At 57.2% G+C, this 15,355-nt stretch carries 19 protein-coding genes; 11 read left to right on the forward strand and 8 right to left on the reverse strand.

The annotated features are described in order from the left end of the window. Nucleotides 1-16: 16 nt before the first annotated feature. Nucleotides 17-721 carry a class I SAM-dependent methyltransferase gene (locus DXY10_RS09045; RefSeq protein WP_115018637.1) on the reverse strand — a complete coding sequence of 235 codons (705 nt, stop codon included), beginning with the start codon at nucleotides 719-721 and terminating at the stop codon, nucleotides 17-19. An 85-nt stretch (nucleotides 722-806) separates the two neighbouring features. On the opposite strand from DXY10_RS09045, the gene DXY10_RS09050 reads away from it, so the two are divergent. From DXY10_RS09050 to DXY10_RS09065, 4 genes are all read left to right on the forward strand, one after another. Then, complete coding sequence (locus tag DXY10_RS09050) at nucleotides 807-1,868, forward strand: hypothetical protein (protein WP_115018639.1); 1,062 nt, start codon at nucleotides 807-809, stop codon at nucleotides 1,866-1,868. 11 nt (nucleotides 1,869-1,879) lie between these two features. After that, nucleotides 1,880-2,956: a hypothetical protein gene (locus tag DXY10_RS09055; protein WP_115018826.1), complete on the forward strand. Its 1,077-nt coding sequence runs from the start codon at nucleotides 1,880-1,882 to the stop codon at nucleotides 2,954-2,956. Nucleotides 2,957-3,063: 107 nt separating this feature from the next. Beyond that, the gene (locus DXY10_RS09060; protein ID WP_115018641.1) at nucleotides 3,064-4,008 is read left to right on the forward strand and encodes an LOG family protein; all 945 of its coding nucleotides are present in this window, start codon (nucleotides 3,064-3,066) and stop codon (nucleotides 4,006-4,008) included. A 23-nt stretch (nucleotides 4,009-4,031) separates the two neighbouring features. Then, on the forward strand, nucleotides 4,032-4,754 hold the full coding sequence (locus DXY10_RS09065; RefSeq protein WP_115018643.1) for a hypothetical protein: 723 nt from the start codon (nucleotides 4,032-4,034) through the stop codon (nucleotides 4,752-4,754). A gap of 3 nt (nucleotides 4,755-4,757) precedes the next feature. Here the strand turns inward: DXY10_RS09065 and DXY10_RS09070 are convergent, their stop codons facing one another. Next, nucleotides 4,758-6,026 (reverse strand): glycosyltransferase family 2 protein, encoded by a 1,269-nt coding sequence (locus DXY10_RS09070; RefSeq protein WP_115018828.1) that lies wholly within the window; start codon nucleotides 6,024-6,026, stop codon nucleotides 4,758-4,760. Nucleotides 6,027-6,181: 155 nt separating this feature from the next. On the opposite strand from DXY10_RS09070, the gene DXY10_RS09075 reads away from it, so the two are divergent. Then, nucleotides 6,182-6,367: a hypothetical protein gene (locus DXY10_RS09075; RefSeq protein WP_115018830.1), complete on the forward strand. Its 186-nt coding sequence runs from the start codon at nucleotides 6,182-6,184 to the stop codon at nucleotides 6,365-6,367. A 140-nt stretch (nucleotides 6,368-6,507) separates the two neighbouring features. On the opposite strand, the gene DXY10_RS14610 is transcribed toward DXY10_RS09075, so the two are convergent. Next, nucleotides 6,508-6,660 (reverse strand): hypothetical protein, encoded by a 153-nt coding sequence (locus tag DXY10_RS14610; RefSeq protein WP_170955766.1) that lies wholly within the window; start codon nucleotides 6,658-6,660, stop codon nucleotides 6,508-6,510. Between the two features lie 210 nt (nucleotides 6,661-6,870). Next, nucleotides 6,871-7,284: a hypothetical protein gene (locus tag DXY10_RS09080; protein ID WP_115018644.1), complete on the reverse strand. Its 414-nt coding sequence runs from the start codon at nucleotides 7,282-7,284 to the stop codon at nucleotides 6,871-6,873. A 107-nt stretch (nucleotides 7,285-7,391) separates the two neighbouring features. Here DXY10_RS09080 and DXY10_RS09085 point away from each other — a divergent pair, with 107 nt between their 5' ends. From DXY10_RS09085 to DXY10_RS09095, 3 genes are all read left to right on the forward strand, one after another. Further along, nucleotides 7,392-7,769, forward strand: a complete 378-nt coding sequence (locus tag DXY10_RS09085) for a DCC1-like thiol-disulfide oxidoreductase family protein (protein ID WP_115018831.1) — start codon at nucleotides 7,392-7,394, stop codon at nucleotides 7,767-7,769. Between the two features lie 174 nt (nucleotides 7,770-7,943). Beyond that, entirely contained in the window at nucleotides 7,944-8,117 is a 174-nt protein-coding gene (locus DXY10_RS09090) for a Nif11 family protein (protein ID WP_115018646.1), read from the forward strand. A gap of 257 nt (nucleotides 8,118-8,374) precedes the next feature. Beyond that, the gene (locus tag DXY10_RS09095) at nucleotides 8,375-8,653 is read left to right on the forward strand and encodes a hypothetical protein (RefSeq protein WP_115018647.1); all 279 of its coding nucleotides are present in this window, start codon (nucleotides 8,375-8,377) and stop codon (nucleotides 8,651-8,653) included. Nucleotides 8,654-8,705: 52 nt separating this feature from the next. Here the strand turns inward: DXY10_RS09095 and DXY10_RS09100 are convergent, their stop codons facing one another. The 4 genes from DXY10_RS09100 to DXY10_RS09115 all read right to left on the reverse strand — a co-directional run bounded on the left by DXY10_RS09100 (nucleotide 8,706) and on the right by DXY10_RS09115 (nucleotide 10,861). Next, nucleotides 8,706-9,251: a hypothetical protein gene (locus DXY10_RS09100; protein ID WP_115018649.1), complete on the reverse strand. Its 546-nt coding sequence runs from the start codon at nucleotides 9,249-9,251 to the stop codon at nucleotides 8,706-8,708. Then, on the reverse strand, nucleotides 9,251-10,021 hold the full coding sequence (locus tag DXY10_RS09105; protein ID WP_115018651.1) for a CsgG/HfaB family protein: 771 nt from the start codon (nucleotides 10,019-10,021) through the stop codon (nucleotides 9,251-9,253). Before DXY10_RS09105 ends, DXY10_RS09100 begins: the two co-directional genes overlap by 1 nt. 113 nt (nucleotides 10,022-10,134) lie before the next feature. Next, a complete protein-coding gene (locus DXY10_RS09110; protein ID WP_115018652.1) occupies nucleotides 10,135-10,626 on the reverse strand; it encodes a hypothetical protein in 492 nt (163 codons plus the stop codon). A gap of 55 nt (nucleotides 10,627-10,681) precedes the next feature. Then, a complete protein-coding gene (locus DXY10_RS09115; protein ID WP_115018654.1) occupies nucleotides 10,682-10,861 on the reverse strand; it encodes a hypothetical protein in 180 nt (59 codons plus the stop codon). A 660-nt stretch (nucleotides 10,862-11,521) separates the two neighbouring features. Here DXY10_RS09115 and DXY10_RS09120 point away from each other — a divergent pair. From DXY10_RS09120 to DXY10_RS09135, 3 genes are all read left to right on the forward strand, one after another. Next, entirely contained in the window at nucleotides 11,522-12,673 is a 1,152-nt protein-coding gene (locus DXY10_RS09120; RefSeq protein ID WP_115018655.1) for an acyltransferase family protein, read from the forward strand. 299 nt (nucleotides 12,674-12,972) lie between these two features. Beyond that, nucleotides 12,973-14,088, forward strand: a complete 1,116-nt coding sequence (locus tag DXY10_RS09130) for a choloylglycine hydrolase family protein (protein ID WP_115018659.1) — start codon at nucleotides 12,973-12,975, stop codon at nucleotides 14,086-14,088. Nucleotides 14,089-14,349: 261 nt separating this feature from the next. Continuing rightward, entirely contained in the window at nucleotides 14,350-14,559 is a 210-nt protein-coding gene (locus DXY10_RS09135) for a DUF2256 domain-containing protein (protein ID WP_115018661.1), read from the forward strand. The last annotated feature ends 796 nt before the right edge of the window (nucleotides 14,560-15,355 follow it).

Consider the following 15,355-nt stretch of genomic DNA (forward strand, 5'->3'; position numbering starts at 1 on the left):
CTGCCAGACCTGAGGGTCAGGGGCGCTGGCAGAGCCAGAGGTGGGCGAACAACCCCTGATAAAGCACGACAGGTGTGTCCAGTCCCTCCTGGGTTAGAACCGTGCGCACGCGTTTGTCATCCACGGAGAACACCAAGCGGTTGCGCGTGGCCAGCAAGGTGGTGACGGTGTCTTTTGACATGCCGCGATCCACGAGCCGTTGGCTCCCCACCGCCAGCATTCGCTGGTAATCGGTTGGCGCTTCCGGCTCGCTGTAGCCGCTCAGTAGCAGTGTGCCTCCGCAAGTGGTGAGATCAGCCAGCGCACGCAGCATGACTGTTTGCTCTGCAGAGGCCATCAGATGCAGCACGTTGTGGCAGAGCACCAGATCGAAGTGGGCACCATCAAGCTCCCCGGAGCGAGCTTCCGTCAGGCTCGCCTGCAGGAATCGACAGCGCTCGACTCCAGGCAGTGAGGCGATTTTGTGTTTGCATGCCTCAAGCATTTGGCCACTAGGCTCCACCACCACCACCACCACCTCAGCTTCAGCAAAGGCACTGAGCAGTGGTAAAAGCTCGTCGCCGGGTCCAGGACCTACCACCAGAACCCGTCTGACGGGAGTCGCCACGCAATGGACAGCGGCTGTAGCGATCTCGTGCAGTACGTCGTAGCCAGGCACTGAGTCACGGATACTGGTGCAGTAGGTCCGTCCGTAGTCGCCGTCGAAGTCGAGGTTGGGCATCGTTCGACGTCGTGGCTTTGATCACTCTTTCTGGCGAGAGACAGTCCCGGGTGTCAAGGTGGGAGCCTCTTGAATGATCTGACTCGTGGCTGCAGGGCCCCGTCGACGGCGTTGGCTGCTTCTCGGTTTGCTGCTCGCTTTGCTGATGTCGCTGCTGGTCTCGCTCCTGCGCGCTCCTTCTCCCGAGCAGCCTGAGCTAGTGATCGATGCCTTGCCGCCGATCGAGTGGTCATCATCTCCTCCCAAGGAGACGATCGCTCCTGATCAGGATCTTCCTCGGCTTTCGGTGGGTGTGTATGCCACCAATATCAGCGATATTGATTTACTGGATGATCAGTTTTCGATCGAGCTGTTGCTATGGACGCTCTGGGAAGGGGATCCTTCGGCTGATCCCAGTGGTCAGTTGCGCTTGATCAACGGTATCTATGACGGCGATATTCAGCGTTTCCAGTCGGTGCGCCAGGAACAACGACCTGGAGGGGTCTGGACGCTCTATCGGATCCGCTCGGCCGTGGTGAAGCGCTGGCAGTTGAGCCGATACCCGTTTGATGACCAAATTCTCCAACTTCAGTTTGGTCTTGATGATCCGCTCCAGCCAGTTCGCCTCGATGTGGAGGATGATCACCCCTTCGTGATCAGTCCCGGATTGCTCTTGCCCGGTTGGCTGCTGAAGGAGCCCAGCGCCTATGCCAGCAGCCTCAGTCTGATGAGCGATCTCGGCATCCCTCCCGCTGCGGAGCAGGCAGTGCGCCGCCAACCCACCGTGTCGTTTGATCTGCCGATCCAGCGACGCAGCCTGTTGTATGTCGCCCCTGATTTTCTTGGCTACATGCTGGCGGTTGGGTTGTGTTGCATGAGCCTGATGATCACGCGCAGCCGTGATGATTTGATCCTGGCAGCTGTCGTGTCTGCCGGAGGCAATTACGTCTTTATTGCCGGCAATCTTCCTGTGACGGCGATGACCGGTTTCATCGGCAATCTGCAGTTGATTGTCTTCCTCGGAATCCTTTATGTGGTGGCAGCCGATGAGATCATTGATCACCACCTCAGCAGCTATACCCCAAGGGTGTCCAACATTTTGCGGGTGGTGCTTTTGCCCAGTTACATGGCTATTACCGTGCTCGGCATTGTCTGGATCATTCCCTGATGCGTTCGGCCATGCAGATCAGACCTCTATCGCCAGGATCCAAGAAGGGTGTGAAGGCTCTCACCACGACTCTGATCAGCATCCTGATCCTGCTGATCGGCGCCTTGGTTGTGCAAACCCGTGTGGGTCAGCGGCGCTTGTTCATCGATGACAGCCATGTGCTTACACCGGTGGAGGTGGCGGCACTGCCCTCAGGAACTCTTGCCGTGGTGCTTGACCGGCGGATGGGCCAGAGCGAAGCCAGCTTTTACTATCGCCTTCTGCGTCTGGTGCTTGAGCGCAGCGATCAGCCTTTCGCCCTTGGCTTCAGCACTGAGGTTTTGCCCCAGGATGAGGTGGTGAATGCTTTGGCTTCAGAGCGTTTCCAGGGAAGTCGCAACCCCACTGGTGTCACGGTGGGAGCGTATGGAGCAGGAGCTGCGCTCAATCGCCGCCTGCTGCCTGTGATGATCCCGCTGACGGGCGGATTGCTGGGTTTACGGGCCGGCTGGACCAATCGCAATAACCTGCCACTCCTGGCTGAGGTGAAGGATCTTCCCGACTTGCGCAGGTTGGTGTTGATTCAGGGGCTGGGTTGGAGCGATGTCGAGATCTTTGATGCTGCAGGGCTGCGCACTTACACCACGTCGCCTGATGATTTGCTGCGCTTGGTCGACAATCAGCGCGTTCAGTTGTTCCCAAGGGGGATCGCTGAACTCGAGAGGGAATCACTCGTCGTGCGGCGCCAAGCCAAAGATACCCAGCTCGATCACCATCTCCTGATTACCTATCCCTTTGCTGGCTTCTTTTATGTCAGTCGTGCCAACCCTGTTCTGGCTGAGGCCATCGAGGTGGGGTTCAAGAGAGCGATTGCTGATGGTTCTTATCAGCTGCTGTTGGAGGAGGTGATCTTCACCCCATGGCTTCGGAGCCGTCTCAACCTGAGTCAGCGAAGGGTGATTCATCTGCGTAATCCCGATGCCGCTCAGGCTTTGGCGGGGGTGGACCCTGCTCACTGGATCGTGCCATGGCGAGCTCTTGAAGCGAGCAAGCTCACTCGAGGCGGCCAGTTATGTGTTCTTCCACGTCTGCGCAGATTGTGTCAATGAGCAGCCTTTGAAGCCCTTTTCAAAGGCTGCTCATTCATGAAGAATCTCCACGGAGATGTGAAATCTCATTGAAATCTGTTGAGATTGGTTTGTGTAAAATGAGCACGATGTCAGACCAATTTCCTGGTAAAGAGGCTATTGGCTCCGGAGAAGCAGGTCTTGGTTGGAGAAGTGAGGACCAAGCTCTCGTTGATCACAATCTCGAAATGATTCTTCGTTCGTCGAGCTATCGCCTTGCTCATTCCGATGAGTCGTTGCTGGAGAGTGAGGACATGCGTGGGGTTCGCATGCTGCTGGAGATTACGAAGACCCAGCAGGTTCTTGATGCTGAAGCTGTTGACTCAACAATCATCATCTTTGGTGGTGTGAATGTTATTGAGCGCTCTCTTGCTGAGAAGAACCTTGCTCAGGCAGAAGCCGCAGCTTTCCATGATCCGCTCAATCGCAGCCTCCAAGATCAGCTCAGGCGTAGTCGCAGCCAACTCGACTTCTCCCGCTATTACGAAGCGGCACGGGAGTTCACCCGGCTCGTGGCTCAAGATCAGCAGAAGGGGCGTCACTCCCATGTGGTGGTAACGGGTGGTGGGCCCGGGATCATGGAGGCGGCTAACCGAGGAGCTTTCGATGCGGGTGGTCGTTCGATCGGTTTGAGTATCAAGCTCCCTGGGGAGCCTGAGCCGAATCCCTACATCACCCCGGAACTGTGCTTCCAGTTCAATTACTTTGCCCTGCGCAAGTTTCACTTCGTGATGCGCTCAGCGGCGGCAGTGTTGTTCCCAGGTGGATTCGGAACACTGGATGAACTGTTTGAGGTGCTTACTCTGCGCCAGACGGCGATCAAAAGCCCGATGCCAGTGATCCTGTTCGGCAAAGAATTTTGGAGTCGACTGATCGACTTTGGCTATCTGGCTGAATGCGGGCTGATTCGGGATGAGCATCGGGATCTTTTCCAGTTCGCCGAGACGGCTGAGGAGGCCTGGAACTTGATTCAGGCTTTCGATGCACACGCTTGTGATGCGTCCGCTACAACCTCCTCCTCCATGACACTCTGATTGTTGAGGCAAGAGGGGGCTGAATGAAATGGCGACTCCCTTGGCCCATTGGCCGCAAGCGCTATCCGGTCCTCGATCCCGGTTGCTTCGATGACCCGGTGGCCATCCAGACCGGCTGGACCCCACTCGCCCCCGGTGGCTATCGCCAGACGTTGCATCGTCTCCGGCCGATTTCTCCTGGAGTACTGAGTTTTCGGCCGACTCTCCAACGCCACTGGCAGACGCTGCTGCAGGTGGCAGGGCTCGTGGCCATGATCCATGCCCTCGTTGTCGGTCTTCAGGGCAATGACCATGCAACGCTGCAATCGTGGCCGATGCTGGTGCAGATCGCGGTGGCCTGTTCGGTTTCCTTGTATCTGACCAATCGCCCCGTTGTGATTGACGGGAACGTCGGGGAGGTGCGCCTCGGACCGCAGCGATTGGCCTGGCTCGGCCGGGTGGAACTGCTGCGGGGCCTGGTCTGCCGAGCGATTCCCTTTCACGAGGTCTACAGCATTCAGCTTCTTGATGAAGAGGTTCACACCCGTCAGAGCCACTATTGGAGCTATGAGCTGAATTTGGTGTTGCGAAATGGTCAACGCATCCATCTGATTGACCACGGCAACCAGCAGGAGATCCGTTGGGATGCCGGCGACCTCGCGCGCATGATCAACGTGCCAATTTGGGATTTCATTGGCTATCGCCTTCCTGACCAGGAGATGGATATCGCCGAGATCAAGAGCAGGATCCTTGATCAGATGCGCTGAGGCTCAGATCCCTGGATCCGATGCGCTTGCGACCGACGCCAGTGAGCGGCCTTTCCAGGTCCAACCCCTGCCGGTGAGACTGCGCCAAACGGAGGTTGGTGCGATCGCACCCACGATGAGCCCTCCCACACCCATCAGCCACCAGTAGGTGATGGGCACGCCGAACCGCTGTCGGGTCCAGAGGCGGATGCCCAGCTGAAGGCTGATGCCCATTAGCCCCGTGGCCATCACCACCTCCTCGAGCACAAGCTGCGGAGATGTTGGTAGCGCAACCACTGGCATCATTCCGGCAAGAGCGATCAGTGCCCAGGGGGCCGTGAACATCAGCACCACCACCGCACCGGCTCCCAGGGCCTTGAGCACATTGCGGTCGAGTCCAAGAAACCAGTTCTTGCTCCAGCCTTCCCAGAGGGAGGAGAAATCGGCATACATCTGCAGATCGACTGCATCGAGACCGAGGCAGTAGCGCAGCCGTTTGCCACTGCATTTGATCTTGCGTGCCAGGGCGAGATCTTCCACCACCTCTCCGGCTAGGCCGCGGTGGCCACCGATCGCGTCGTAGCTCTGGCGACGAAAGAGCATGAATGGCCCTGCTGCGAAGGCAACCTCCGATCGTGGGTCGTTGGCTTCACGGATCGGGAAGCCGATGCCGAGCAGGCTGGCCATGATCGGTTGCACCATCCACTCCGCCAGGCAGCCGCACACCAGTCGCGGAGCGAGGCTGAACAGATCGGCCTCCTCGCGGATGGCGTGATCCAAGGCCCGGCGCAGGGTCTGGGGATGCAGTCTCACATCGGCGTCGATGAAGAGCACCCAGTCGCTCGTCACCTGCTCCATGGCGCGGGTGCAGGCCCAGTTCTTCCCGACCCAATGCTCTCCCTCTGGCCTGGGGCCCGCTGCGATCATCGCAACCGAAGCTTGTTGAGAACGGTTGGCTTGGGCCGTGGCCTCGGCGAGGCTGGCAGTGGCGTCACTGGAGTCATCGTCGACCACGATCACCTGCCACTCCCGAGCAGGCTGATCGGAGCGCAGCACACTGCTGAGACATCGCTCGATGTTGTTGGCTTCGTTGTAGGCCGGGATTACCACGGTGAGGCCAGTGGGTAGAGGCGCTGAGCCCTTCGTTGTCGGGCCGGCAGCCAGGGTCGGGGCGGTGGAGAACACCCTTTGCAGGCTGACCAGCACGATCAGAAGGCCAACATTGGCGATCAGCCCCAGAGCGATCAGGCCCAGGCTGGTCAGGCTGATCGGGTCCAGGTTCCATGTCGCCATCGTCAGACTGCCACCGGGCCTGAGTCTGGGCAGCTCGGACAATGGGTGGCGAGTTGCGTCGTCTTGGTCGGACAGGATCTTCCAGGATTGTTCTGCTTTCCCTGCTGTCTTCCTGGCCTTCTCTGGATAGGTTGCGCCCAGGTGATTGGGATCTGATGCACCAGCTCGATCTTGAAGTGGTCAATGTGTTGTGTTTCCAGCAGATGCTGGAGGCCATTGAGGAGGAGCGTTGGAACGAAGCGGCGATGGCCTTGTACAAGCTCTACGCGATTGAGGAGGGGGAGAGCTTCTCTGATCTTGAGGCCGCGCCTGAAGTCGAGATGCATTACGACGCCGCCTGACCGCTAAGGCTTGCGCCACCGGATCGGTGCTAGGTCGTGTGCAGCGACATCAGTTTGATGGTCTGGTTCTACGTGTGGATCGCGGCAGTGATTCTGTTGCTATCTGTGCTGCTATGGGCTCTCAACCTGGCTGAGTTGGATCAGGTGATCGCCAAGCCGAGACGGATGATCAAATCCCTCAGGCATCGTTCACGCCGGCGAATGCGCTGGTGACGACGAGGGAGAACAGGTTCGATCACGGTCTGTTGCAGCTGGCCAGCCTTGGGTTGGGCGCTCTCCCATTTCAGCGTCATAACAGCAGGAGATCTTGACGACGTGTTGATGCCCGCCAGTCGCCCCCCGATTCGCTTTCATCATTCCCAGGATGAAGAGCCCTGCCGATGTCTTGAATGCCGTCGTCTTGAGGATGCGATCCGCCGGGCAGTCAAAACTCAGCCCAGCTTGGAGCGGCTTTCAGCCTGATTGGATCGCTCAATCCCTGCAGGTTGTTGGGCCGGTTGGATTCACAGCGTTGGATCAAGGGGGCGACAGGCGTAGCTGATGATGCTGCCGCGACGTTCCTTCCATTCAGGCGTTGCGGGGTCTTCAGCACGCCACCACCAACGTCCATCCGTATAGCTGGGGGTGCCTGCATTATTCGTTCGGGGTAGCTGCAGTGTTTCTCCACGCCAGGTGATCAGCACCCCATCCCCTGGGGCGGTGCCTGCCTCGATGTTGGGCACCTCTGTGGTTAGGCCCCGTAGGTCAACTGCTCCTGGCGTCGTGCGGACGCTCAGTCGATCTCCATCGCACTCCCAGACTTGCATTGCCCTGTCGGAGGGCATCAAGGATGGTTCGTTCAAGGCTGCTGCGGGTAGGGGAATGATCAGTAGCACCAGCAGCAGGCTGAGCAGTGGCTGAACCAGAAAGAACGGCACTAGAGGCTTGTGGCTGTTGCCATGCTGCCCCTTTCGCTTCGTTTCAGGCGAGCTTGATTCAGATGCAGACGTCCATGATTCGTGAGCTGCCTGAATCTGCTGCTCTGATGGCGCTCACCCTCGTCTTTGATGGTGCCTGCCCTTTCTGCCGTCAGTTCGCCCTGCGCAGCGAGCTCAAGGCAGGCATTTCGGACTTGCACATCATTGATGGCCGCCAGGAGCATGAGCTGCGGCGACGCTTGAGTCAACGCGGCTTCAATCTGGCTGACGGAGCTGTGTTGCTCGAAGGTGAGCAGGTCTGGCACGGTAGTGCGGCGATCGCAGAGATCTCCCGGCGGATGAAGCCGAGTGATCCGCTGTTGAAGCTTCTCCAGGCTGTCTTCCATGATCGTCAGCGTGCTGCCTTCGCTTATCCGGCCTTGCTGTTGGCCCGGCGCCTGGCTCTTCTCATCCAGGGCCTGAGGCCCGATCCCGATGCCTTGTAGCCCTGGCCAGGGTTTAGGCAGTGCAGTGGGGCCGTGAGGGGCTTTCATCGAAACCCCGAGCCTGCTCAAACAGGGGTCCTGCTCACCATCCAGATTGGAAGAAAAGCGATGGGCTGGTCGTAGGTCTTGCCTGGCTTGCTTAACGGTGGTTTAACCCATCGCGAGGTTTCACCCATGTCGATGAAGCAACTGCAGACGTTTCTGTCCAAAGCACAGAGCAATGATTCCATTCGCCGCGAAGTGGCGGAATGCGGCAAGGACAACACCTGTGTGGCCAAGGTTGGCCAGCGCCATGGCCATAAGTTCTCCCCAGCGAATCTCACCCGTTGGCAGCGGGATCATCAGTGAATCAGGGCTCAGCCGGAGCGGAGCACCCGCTCCGGCTGAAGATCAAGAAATAGAACGGTGAGAGGCCCCTAGACAAGGAAGCAGGGATGCTTTTTGCATGGGAATCACACATTGCCCCCTCTGTATTGGCTTGGCGCTGCTCTCAGCGTTTCGCTTTATGGCCCATATCGTCATGCTGATTCAGCTTGAACGGCAGGGTGTGGAGCAGTTCGCCCATCCAGCAGGTCTGCTGGGCACGGTCTTCGAGCTCTGAAGCCATGAAGCAGCTGCCGGGCCGGCAGCGGCCGCGTTGGCTGCAGCATTTGGCCAGTGCTTTGGCGGGCCTGGTGATGACCATTTGGCTGGTTTCACTGCTGCCTGTTCTGCTCTTGGTGGGGCTGGTTGCCGGTGTGTTGTTGCTGCCAGTTTTGCGTCAACTTCGACGTGAGCTGGAGAGCATGGAGTCTGGGCAGGGCCCCGCGACTGAACGAGGCGAGCCACTTCGCAATGCCACTCCTTGGTACCAGCGTCTGCGCAATCAGCTGCGCTGGTGGTAAGAGCATCAGGTTGGCTTCCAACCTGCGAACGACTCGACTCCTTTTCGAGGGTTCAGTACCTCAGGATCAGCGGCCGGCCGAACCAGACAGGCCACCAGCGGGCGGCGCGTGCTTCCGCTGCTCGGCGCTGTTCCAGCGCCAGCTGGTAGGCCTGCCGCCGCCGCTCCCGTTCTGCTTTCAGACGGTCGTAGCGCTCCGCGGACCGTTGTTCTTCCAGCGCCCGGTCATGCTCTAGCAGCGATCGCAACTCCCGAAGCTGAGCGGTGCGGGCCTGGAGCACCGCTTCGATCTCATCCACCCCATTGAGGTGGCGATGACTCTCGAGGAAGGCGTTGATTCGCATCACCGTGAGTTCGCTGATGCGATCCGCTTCCTCAAACATCAGGGCGCGATAAAGCTCTTCAGCCCGATCAAGCTGGCGCAGGAAAGTATTGAGAGCGTCCCTGCTGGTGGCACCAGGTGCTGATGCGATCACCGCAGTGTCATTGGCTGCCGTTGAGGCTCGAGCTCTAGCGCCAAAGGCAGGCTCCGCCAGCAGTGGCAAGAGCAGCAAACACGCTCTTGCCAGCCTGGCTGCGGATTGGCTGGGGCCCTGCATCAGAACTCGAGCACGTCTTTGGTGGCCTCGCGACGGTTCTGCTCCTTGCGGTCGTAGTCCGCGATGCAACTGTTGCGCAGGTACAAAACGCAGTTGAGATATTCACTCACCTCGATCATGGCGGCCCGAACGGCTTTGGAGGCGGGAACCTTCTTGGACGATGACTGGGAATCGCTGAAGGAGATTCCGTACATTCCGCCGCTGGAGGAGGTGGAGTTCGACGACGACGTGGCTTTGCCCTCGATCGTGCGTGAGTAAGCGATTTCACCGGTGGTGGTGTCGACCACCCTGATGTCGAGGGCGACGTAGGCCTTGCTCTGACTGGACGACTTGCGTTGGCCGAATCCCATGATGTTGAAGCCACCGCCGCCGCTTTTGGTCTCCATTCCCTGCTGATAGTCGCTGACGCTGCCAAGCACGTAGTACTTGGCGCCAGTCATCATTCCCCGTTTCGGTGCTGTGCTCTTGCGGGTGATGCCTAGCTCGGCCAGCTCTTGCTCGCTGAGCACTTGTTTGACGCTTTGTCGCTCCACCAGCGTGAAGTTGCCGGTGCTCTTCAGTTCATTGGAGAGCATGTCGGTGAGCTGTTTCGACACCCGTGGACTCCACCACCAGACTCCAGAGGCGTTGTTGGTGATCTCTTTGACGGCCACGGTCACGGGCTGGCGTGGTGCCACACCTTGCACCTGGGCCTGAACACTGCTGGGTAGGCCTAGAGCCAGTGGTATGAGACCAGCAACGGCAACGGCTTGCAGGGGAAGGCGATCCATGGGGAGGCGATTTGTCTTGCTCCACTGATAGGGGGGACGGATTGGCTGTGCACGCCTGGTTTGTGGATTCTTTATCCCTGTCCCATTGGCATTGGCATGGGGCGTGAGGCTGGTCATTGTCGCCAGCTCTTCATCAGCCGGGTCATCGCTTCCAGCAATTTGACTTGGAGTTCCGGAGCAAACTCTTCGCCGATCTTGAGCCCTCCAGGCAGCATCTCCAAGTCCTTGCTCAACACCATTTGGTAGCGACTGTCCTGGCACAGCTCCAGCACGGTCTTCAGCTCGTTCTCGGTGTAGTGGCGGCCATAAAGCTGTTCATATTTGGACTCCACCTTGTCCCATGAGAACACCTCGTCAGCCACTTGGAGATAGGCCTCCAGTATCTGTTGCTTCAGTTCGTCGGGAATCGCGTCCGCATCGATCGAGCTGTTGAGGCCAGTCTCAAATCCGAGGTCCCTAGCCAAGATGAAACGCTGCTGCATGCGTGTGCACTGGATCACATCGCGCACCATTTGCCGCTTTGGGCCTGCTGCTGCGGGAAGAGCAGTGCCCAGCAGCACGGCGATCACAAGAGCGAGTCGGATCCGGCTTGGAGAGGGTTTCATGCTTGGGTCGCAGGCAAAGACGCGGAGCTGAACATGGAGTCTGGGGCTGGCAGGGTTAGGGGAGATCCTTCTGCCAAATTCGTTCCAGGCGAGCTCGCACCGCCTCGCTGTTATCTGGGTCTTGGTTTGGAGTCAGGCTGCCTCGCATCTGTCGGGCCAGGCGTGCGAATTTGAAGGCCGCTGCCACCGCGCAGACACTCCATGCGAGCAGGGTCCAGCGCAGATCATGCGTCACTGGTTGACTCCTTTTGGATGACCAAAAGTACTGGCATAAGAAGGAGTGGTGTCATAACGACAGCAGATGCCACGCCGAAAGGGACTGCTGCCCTCTCTGAAGCTGGACGGTAGAGGTGTCACGCATGTCAGGCAGTCGATACCAAAGTTGGGTCCATCAACGCGTGGGCGGTCCTTGTTCGGCATCTGGACACGTTGGCGAAATCATCGAGATGGGCTCGGCACACTGAAAAGGTTTGCCACTTCGCCCATGCCTGCAGTTGAGCGGACCTGCCTTTCAAATGCTGGCGGATCTGGAGCAATTAGCAGGACCATGCCTGGTGGCACTAACTGATGGTGACCCTGAGGACTTTGCAACGCTGCTGGGTTTGTTGCTGGCCCTCATGACAGTGACCGGAAAGAGCTTGCTGAGAGCCATGGCAAGCCCTGTAGGCGTTCCTTTGAGATTCAGCTGACTCAGGAAGTTCTCATCAATGTCTCCCCCATTTGGGGGGTGTGGAAGATGGTGGGCGGGGAGATGATTGATTGACGGGGCGAGAGGCTCACAACTCACGGCAAAGCAATGCATTCACACCCATCAAAAGCATCTCTCCATAAGAGAATTAGGAGAACCCCCAATTTCTGGGGGCAAGGCTTTGGGGCTCTTGGTGAGACTGGTCCTATGACTTGCCAGCAAACCAACAGCAACCAACGTGTGCTCTATTTTGATCAGATCAGGGCACTAATGATTGCGCTAGTCATTGCCGTCCATGTTCCAATAGCATTTTCCGATAGCGGTTGGGGCTGGTTTGGCGTACAGATTCCCAGCGGGGGGTCTGCTGATCCTTTCTTTGCAGTTGCATGCGGTTTGTTTTTCTATTTCTGCAATACATTCTTCATGTACATGTTATTTCTGCTTTCGGGATACTTCGTCCCGCGTTCGGTGCATAAGAAAGGCATTGCACGTTACCTAAAAGATCGATTCCTGCGAATTGGTATTCCCTTCTTATTTGGTCTGCTGTTGATCAACAATGCCTCGTATCTTGTTGGGAGGCTCTCCCCGGCCAGTCCTTTAGCGGAACTGCCTTGGAACGACATGCCCTTTAACCGAGTATCAGTGCTGTGGTTTTTGGTCGTTTTGTTCGTCTTCGATTTGCTCTATTGCTCCTGGGTTGCGCTGCGAGGAGATCGTTTCGCTGTAGACACATCAGTTCCTACGCCCCAGCTGCGCTCTTGGCTCATCAGTGCCGTTGCGCTAGGGATCCTTGAAGTCGTCATGGTCACACGCACCGACCTCTGGTCTGCTTTGAGAAGTTCACCGTTAGATGGCCTGGGTTTCCAAGGCATGCATATTTTTACTTATAGCTTTTTATTTTTTCTTGGCTGCAAGGCATCGTTGCATCGCTGGCTGGAGCGGCTTGACACCCATTTGGTTCTGCGGTGGTTCCGCTTCTCCGTCGCTTTGGCTCTCGGCCTTCTGGCAATTTCGCTTGTGCTGACCTTCAACGGCAGCATGTCAACTGAGATTGGCAAGCTCTCACTTCTGATGGCTCTCCTCTATCCCTTCATTGGTTGGGGAGTGATCGCCTATCTGTTGCTTTGGTTTCAACGTAATGAGAATCGCTGCGGGCAGTGGTTGGCTACAGCGGGAGTCGACAGCTTTGGGGCATACATCATCCACCCACTGGTGCTTGTGGTGGTGCTAGAAGCCATTGGTTTTATCGGTCTCAATCATTGGCTGATTGCACTCATTGCATCAGCTCTTGGAATCACGATCTCATTTGGAATCAGCCATCAACTCAGACGGATTCCACCTGTCGCCAGAATCATCTAGTTCACAAATCACCTGTTTTTAACATGTCATTTTCTGCTCCTGCTTCGCAGTCAATGGGGGAGTTTTGTGGACACAGGGTGGCACTCAGATCAGATGCTGCTTCTCGGTCTGGTTCCGAAGAGGACTGGGCAGTTTGTTCGAACGGATCAGCGGGTTCTAAGGAGCTCCGTCCGTTCTGGGTGGCATCCGAGCTGCCGTTGCTGTGAGCCTGAACGGTGCCGGTGGAAAACATTCCGTGAACTGACGAGCCCCTCGATGGGTCTTGCAAAGACTTGAAGTCGAGGTTCAGTTATTGCGCCATGCTCGCTCGGAGAACACTTCAGCTCGCATGCCTACTCGGCATCAGTTTGTTGGGGTGTGCCATCAGCCCCGCCATTGCCTGCACTAGCTTCATGCTGCAAGGCAATGACGGCGGCAGGGTGTATGGCCGCACCATGGAGTGGGGCCAACCACTCAACAGCGAGGCGTTGCTGATTCAACGCGGCACATCCTTACGAGGGGTGGGGGCATCGGGGCAACAAGGCACCGGTCTGGCATGGACCAGTCGCTATGCCGTGGTCGGACTCAATGCCGTTGGCGTCGATGACATCGTCGTTGATGGCATGAACGAACGCGGTATGGCTGGCGGACTGCTGAATTTCGCCGGTTATGCCCAGTTTCAAGACGTTCCGTCTGGCCAACAGAATCGATCCATCGCTAGTTGGCAGTTGCTCACTTATGTGTTGAGCAACTTCGAGTCGATCGCCGAGGTGAAGCAGGCGCTCCCCAACATCCTGGTGAACGGATCGGTGCTGCAAGCCTTCGGCGGCCCGGTGCCGATTCACATGACCCTGCACGACAGCTCAGGTCAGAGCCTGTCGGTGGAATACATCAAGGGTGAGCTCCATATGCTGGATAACCCAACGGGGGTTTACACCAACAACCCTCCCTTGCCGTATCACCTGGCTGCTGCCGGTAACTACGCCAACCTCAGCGCCAACCCTCCTGCTGTGATGCGCATCAATGGGCAGACGTTGCCGCCTGCAAGTTCAGGCGTCGGCTTGCATGGCTTGCCGGGTGATTTTTTGTCGACATCGCGTTTTATCCGCGCACTGATTCTCAGTCACAACGCGCCCACGGATTTGAGCTCAGCCCAGCAAGTAGGCACGGCGTTTCATCTGCTTGGCCAGTTTAATTTGCCGCCTGGAAGCATCGTCCTTCCTCCTGGTGGTGCGTTTGGTGGTGGGAGTTCCAAAGCCAGCTATGAGATCACCGAATGGAGCGTTGTTGCTGATCAGAAGAATGGCACCTACTCGATCAAAACGTTCGAGAATCCCGATCTACGCCAATTGCGTTTCGCCGACCTGCCGCTCTCCGGAGGCGAGATCAAGCTGATGCCTTTGACACAACAGCAATCGATTACCGAACTGCGTTGATGAGGAGGCCTCGGCGTTGGTGCATTCGATGCAGAGGTCAATTTGAGCTCTGATTGACTAGTGAGCCTGGTTCGATTGAAAAGTTTGGCCCACCTGCCAGTGTTAGAAGTCTGAGTGACTGATTACCTCGCTGGCTGGTTGAGCTTATAAAGATTAAGAGCGAAGCAGGCTGCGCAAAAGCTGACTGCAAGCACGATGAGGTCCTCGGTGGTCATGTCGCCTTGAAACAGATGATCTGATCCTATTGCTAAGAAGTGTAAAGTGCGTGCAAGGTCGTCGCCCCCCGGGGCAGGCCCGGCCTGCGGGCGGGCATTTCAGTGGCGTTGCCAATGGAAGAAGGTGTGGGAGGAGGTGCGCTACTGCTTCGAACGACGCCGAAGAAGGAGTTGTAGGAGGTGGAACCGCCTCAAGTGGGAGCAGAGCAGATGTATTGCTTGCAGTGGTTCGGATGGAGGACTAGGGATTTGTTGATGACCTGGAGCTGCTGAATTGCAAGGGTGTACGAATCCGCCTGGCCTGTCAGGACTTCGCCTATGTCCTGGATCAGGGCTGGCAAGCACTTATTGGTGCAACCTCATGTTCAATCATTTGAAGCAAGGTGAGCATCTGCTTAAGCGATGCGGTTAATAAATAGACCCCGCCACTTTTACTCAGATTCTTGCCAAAGGTAAGTAATCATGCACTTGGTTACGCATGTTTTGTCTTCGAGATCGCACTCAGTAATGCACTCGAAGTAGCTGTCTACTGACTGCCATCTCTCGACTATGGATGTGGCGTTGTGTTCGTTCTTGAATGTATCTCTCATTGGTAATCCTCCTGCGCTCCTCAAACACTATGCCGAATATTTAATAGGGTCAAACGCTGTATTGAGCTGGGTGAAGTGCCTAAGTACTTTTTACCAGGCGCGAATAAAAATGGCTTCGTCTAGGTGCTCAGCTCAAGGTGCTGCATTTCCAGTTCATTGCGAGCAAGGCTGAACCCAGCATCAGCACAGATCCTCCAGCGACCCCCGCCGTGAAGGCGAGCAGCGATTTAATGGTGGCAAGGGTCGTCTTGGTCGATGCCGTCAACATCGACTGGGCTTTGGCGAAAGCTCGTGCTCCTTTCTGTGCAAGTGCAGGACGATCTCTAGTGAAGACCTGCTGAGCGAGGTCCGCCGGGCGCTGAGCCGAGCTCAAGCGTCCTAGATTTTCAGAAGAGCTGCACGCTGTGGATCCCAGTAGGTCTCAGGCCGGCATTGCGTTCCCCACGATTCGCTTGGACATAA

The sequence above is a fragment of the Synechococcus sp. UW140 genome, assembly GCF_900474295.1.
GTDB lineage: Bacteria > Cyanobacteriota > Cyanobacteriia > PCC-6307 > Cyanobiaceae > Synechococcus_C.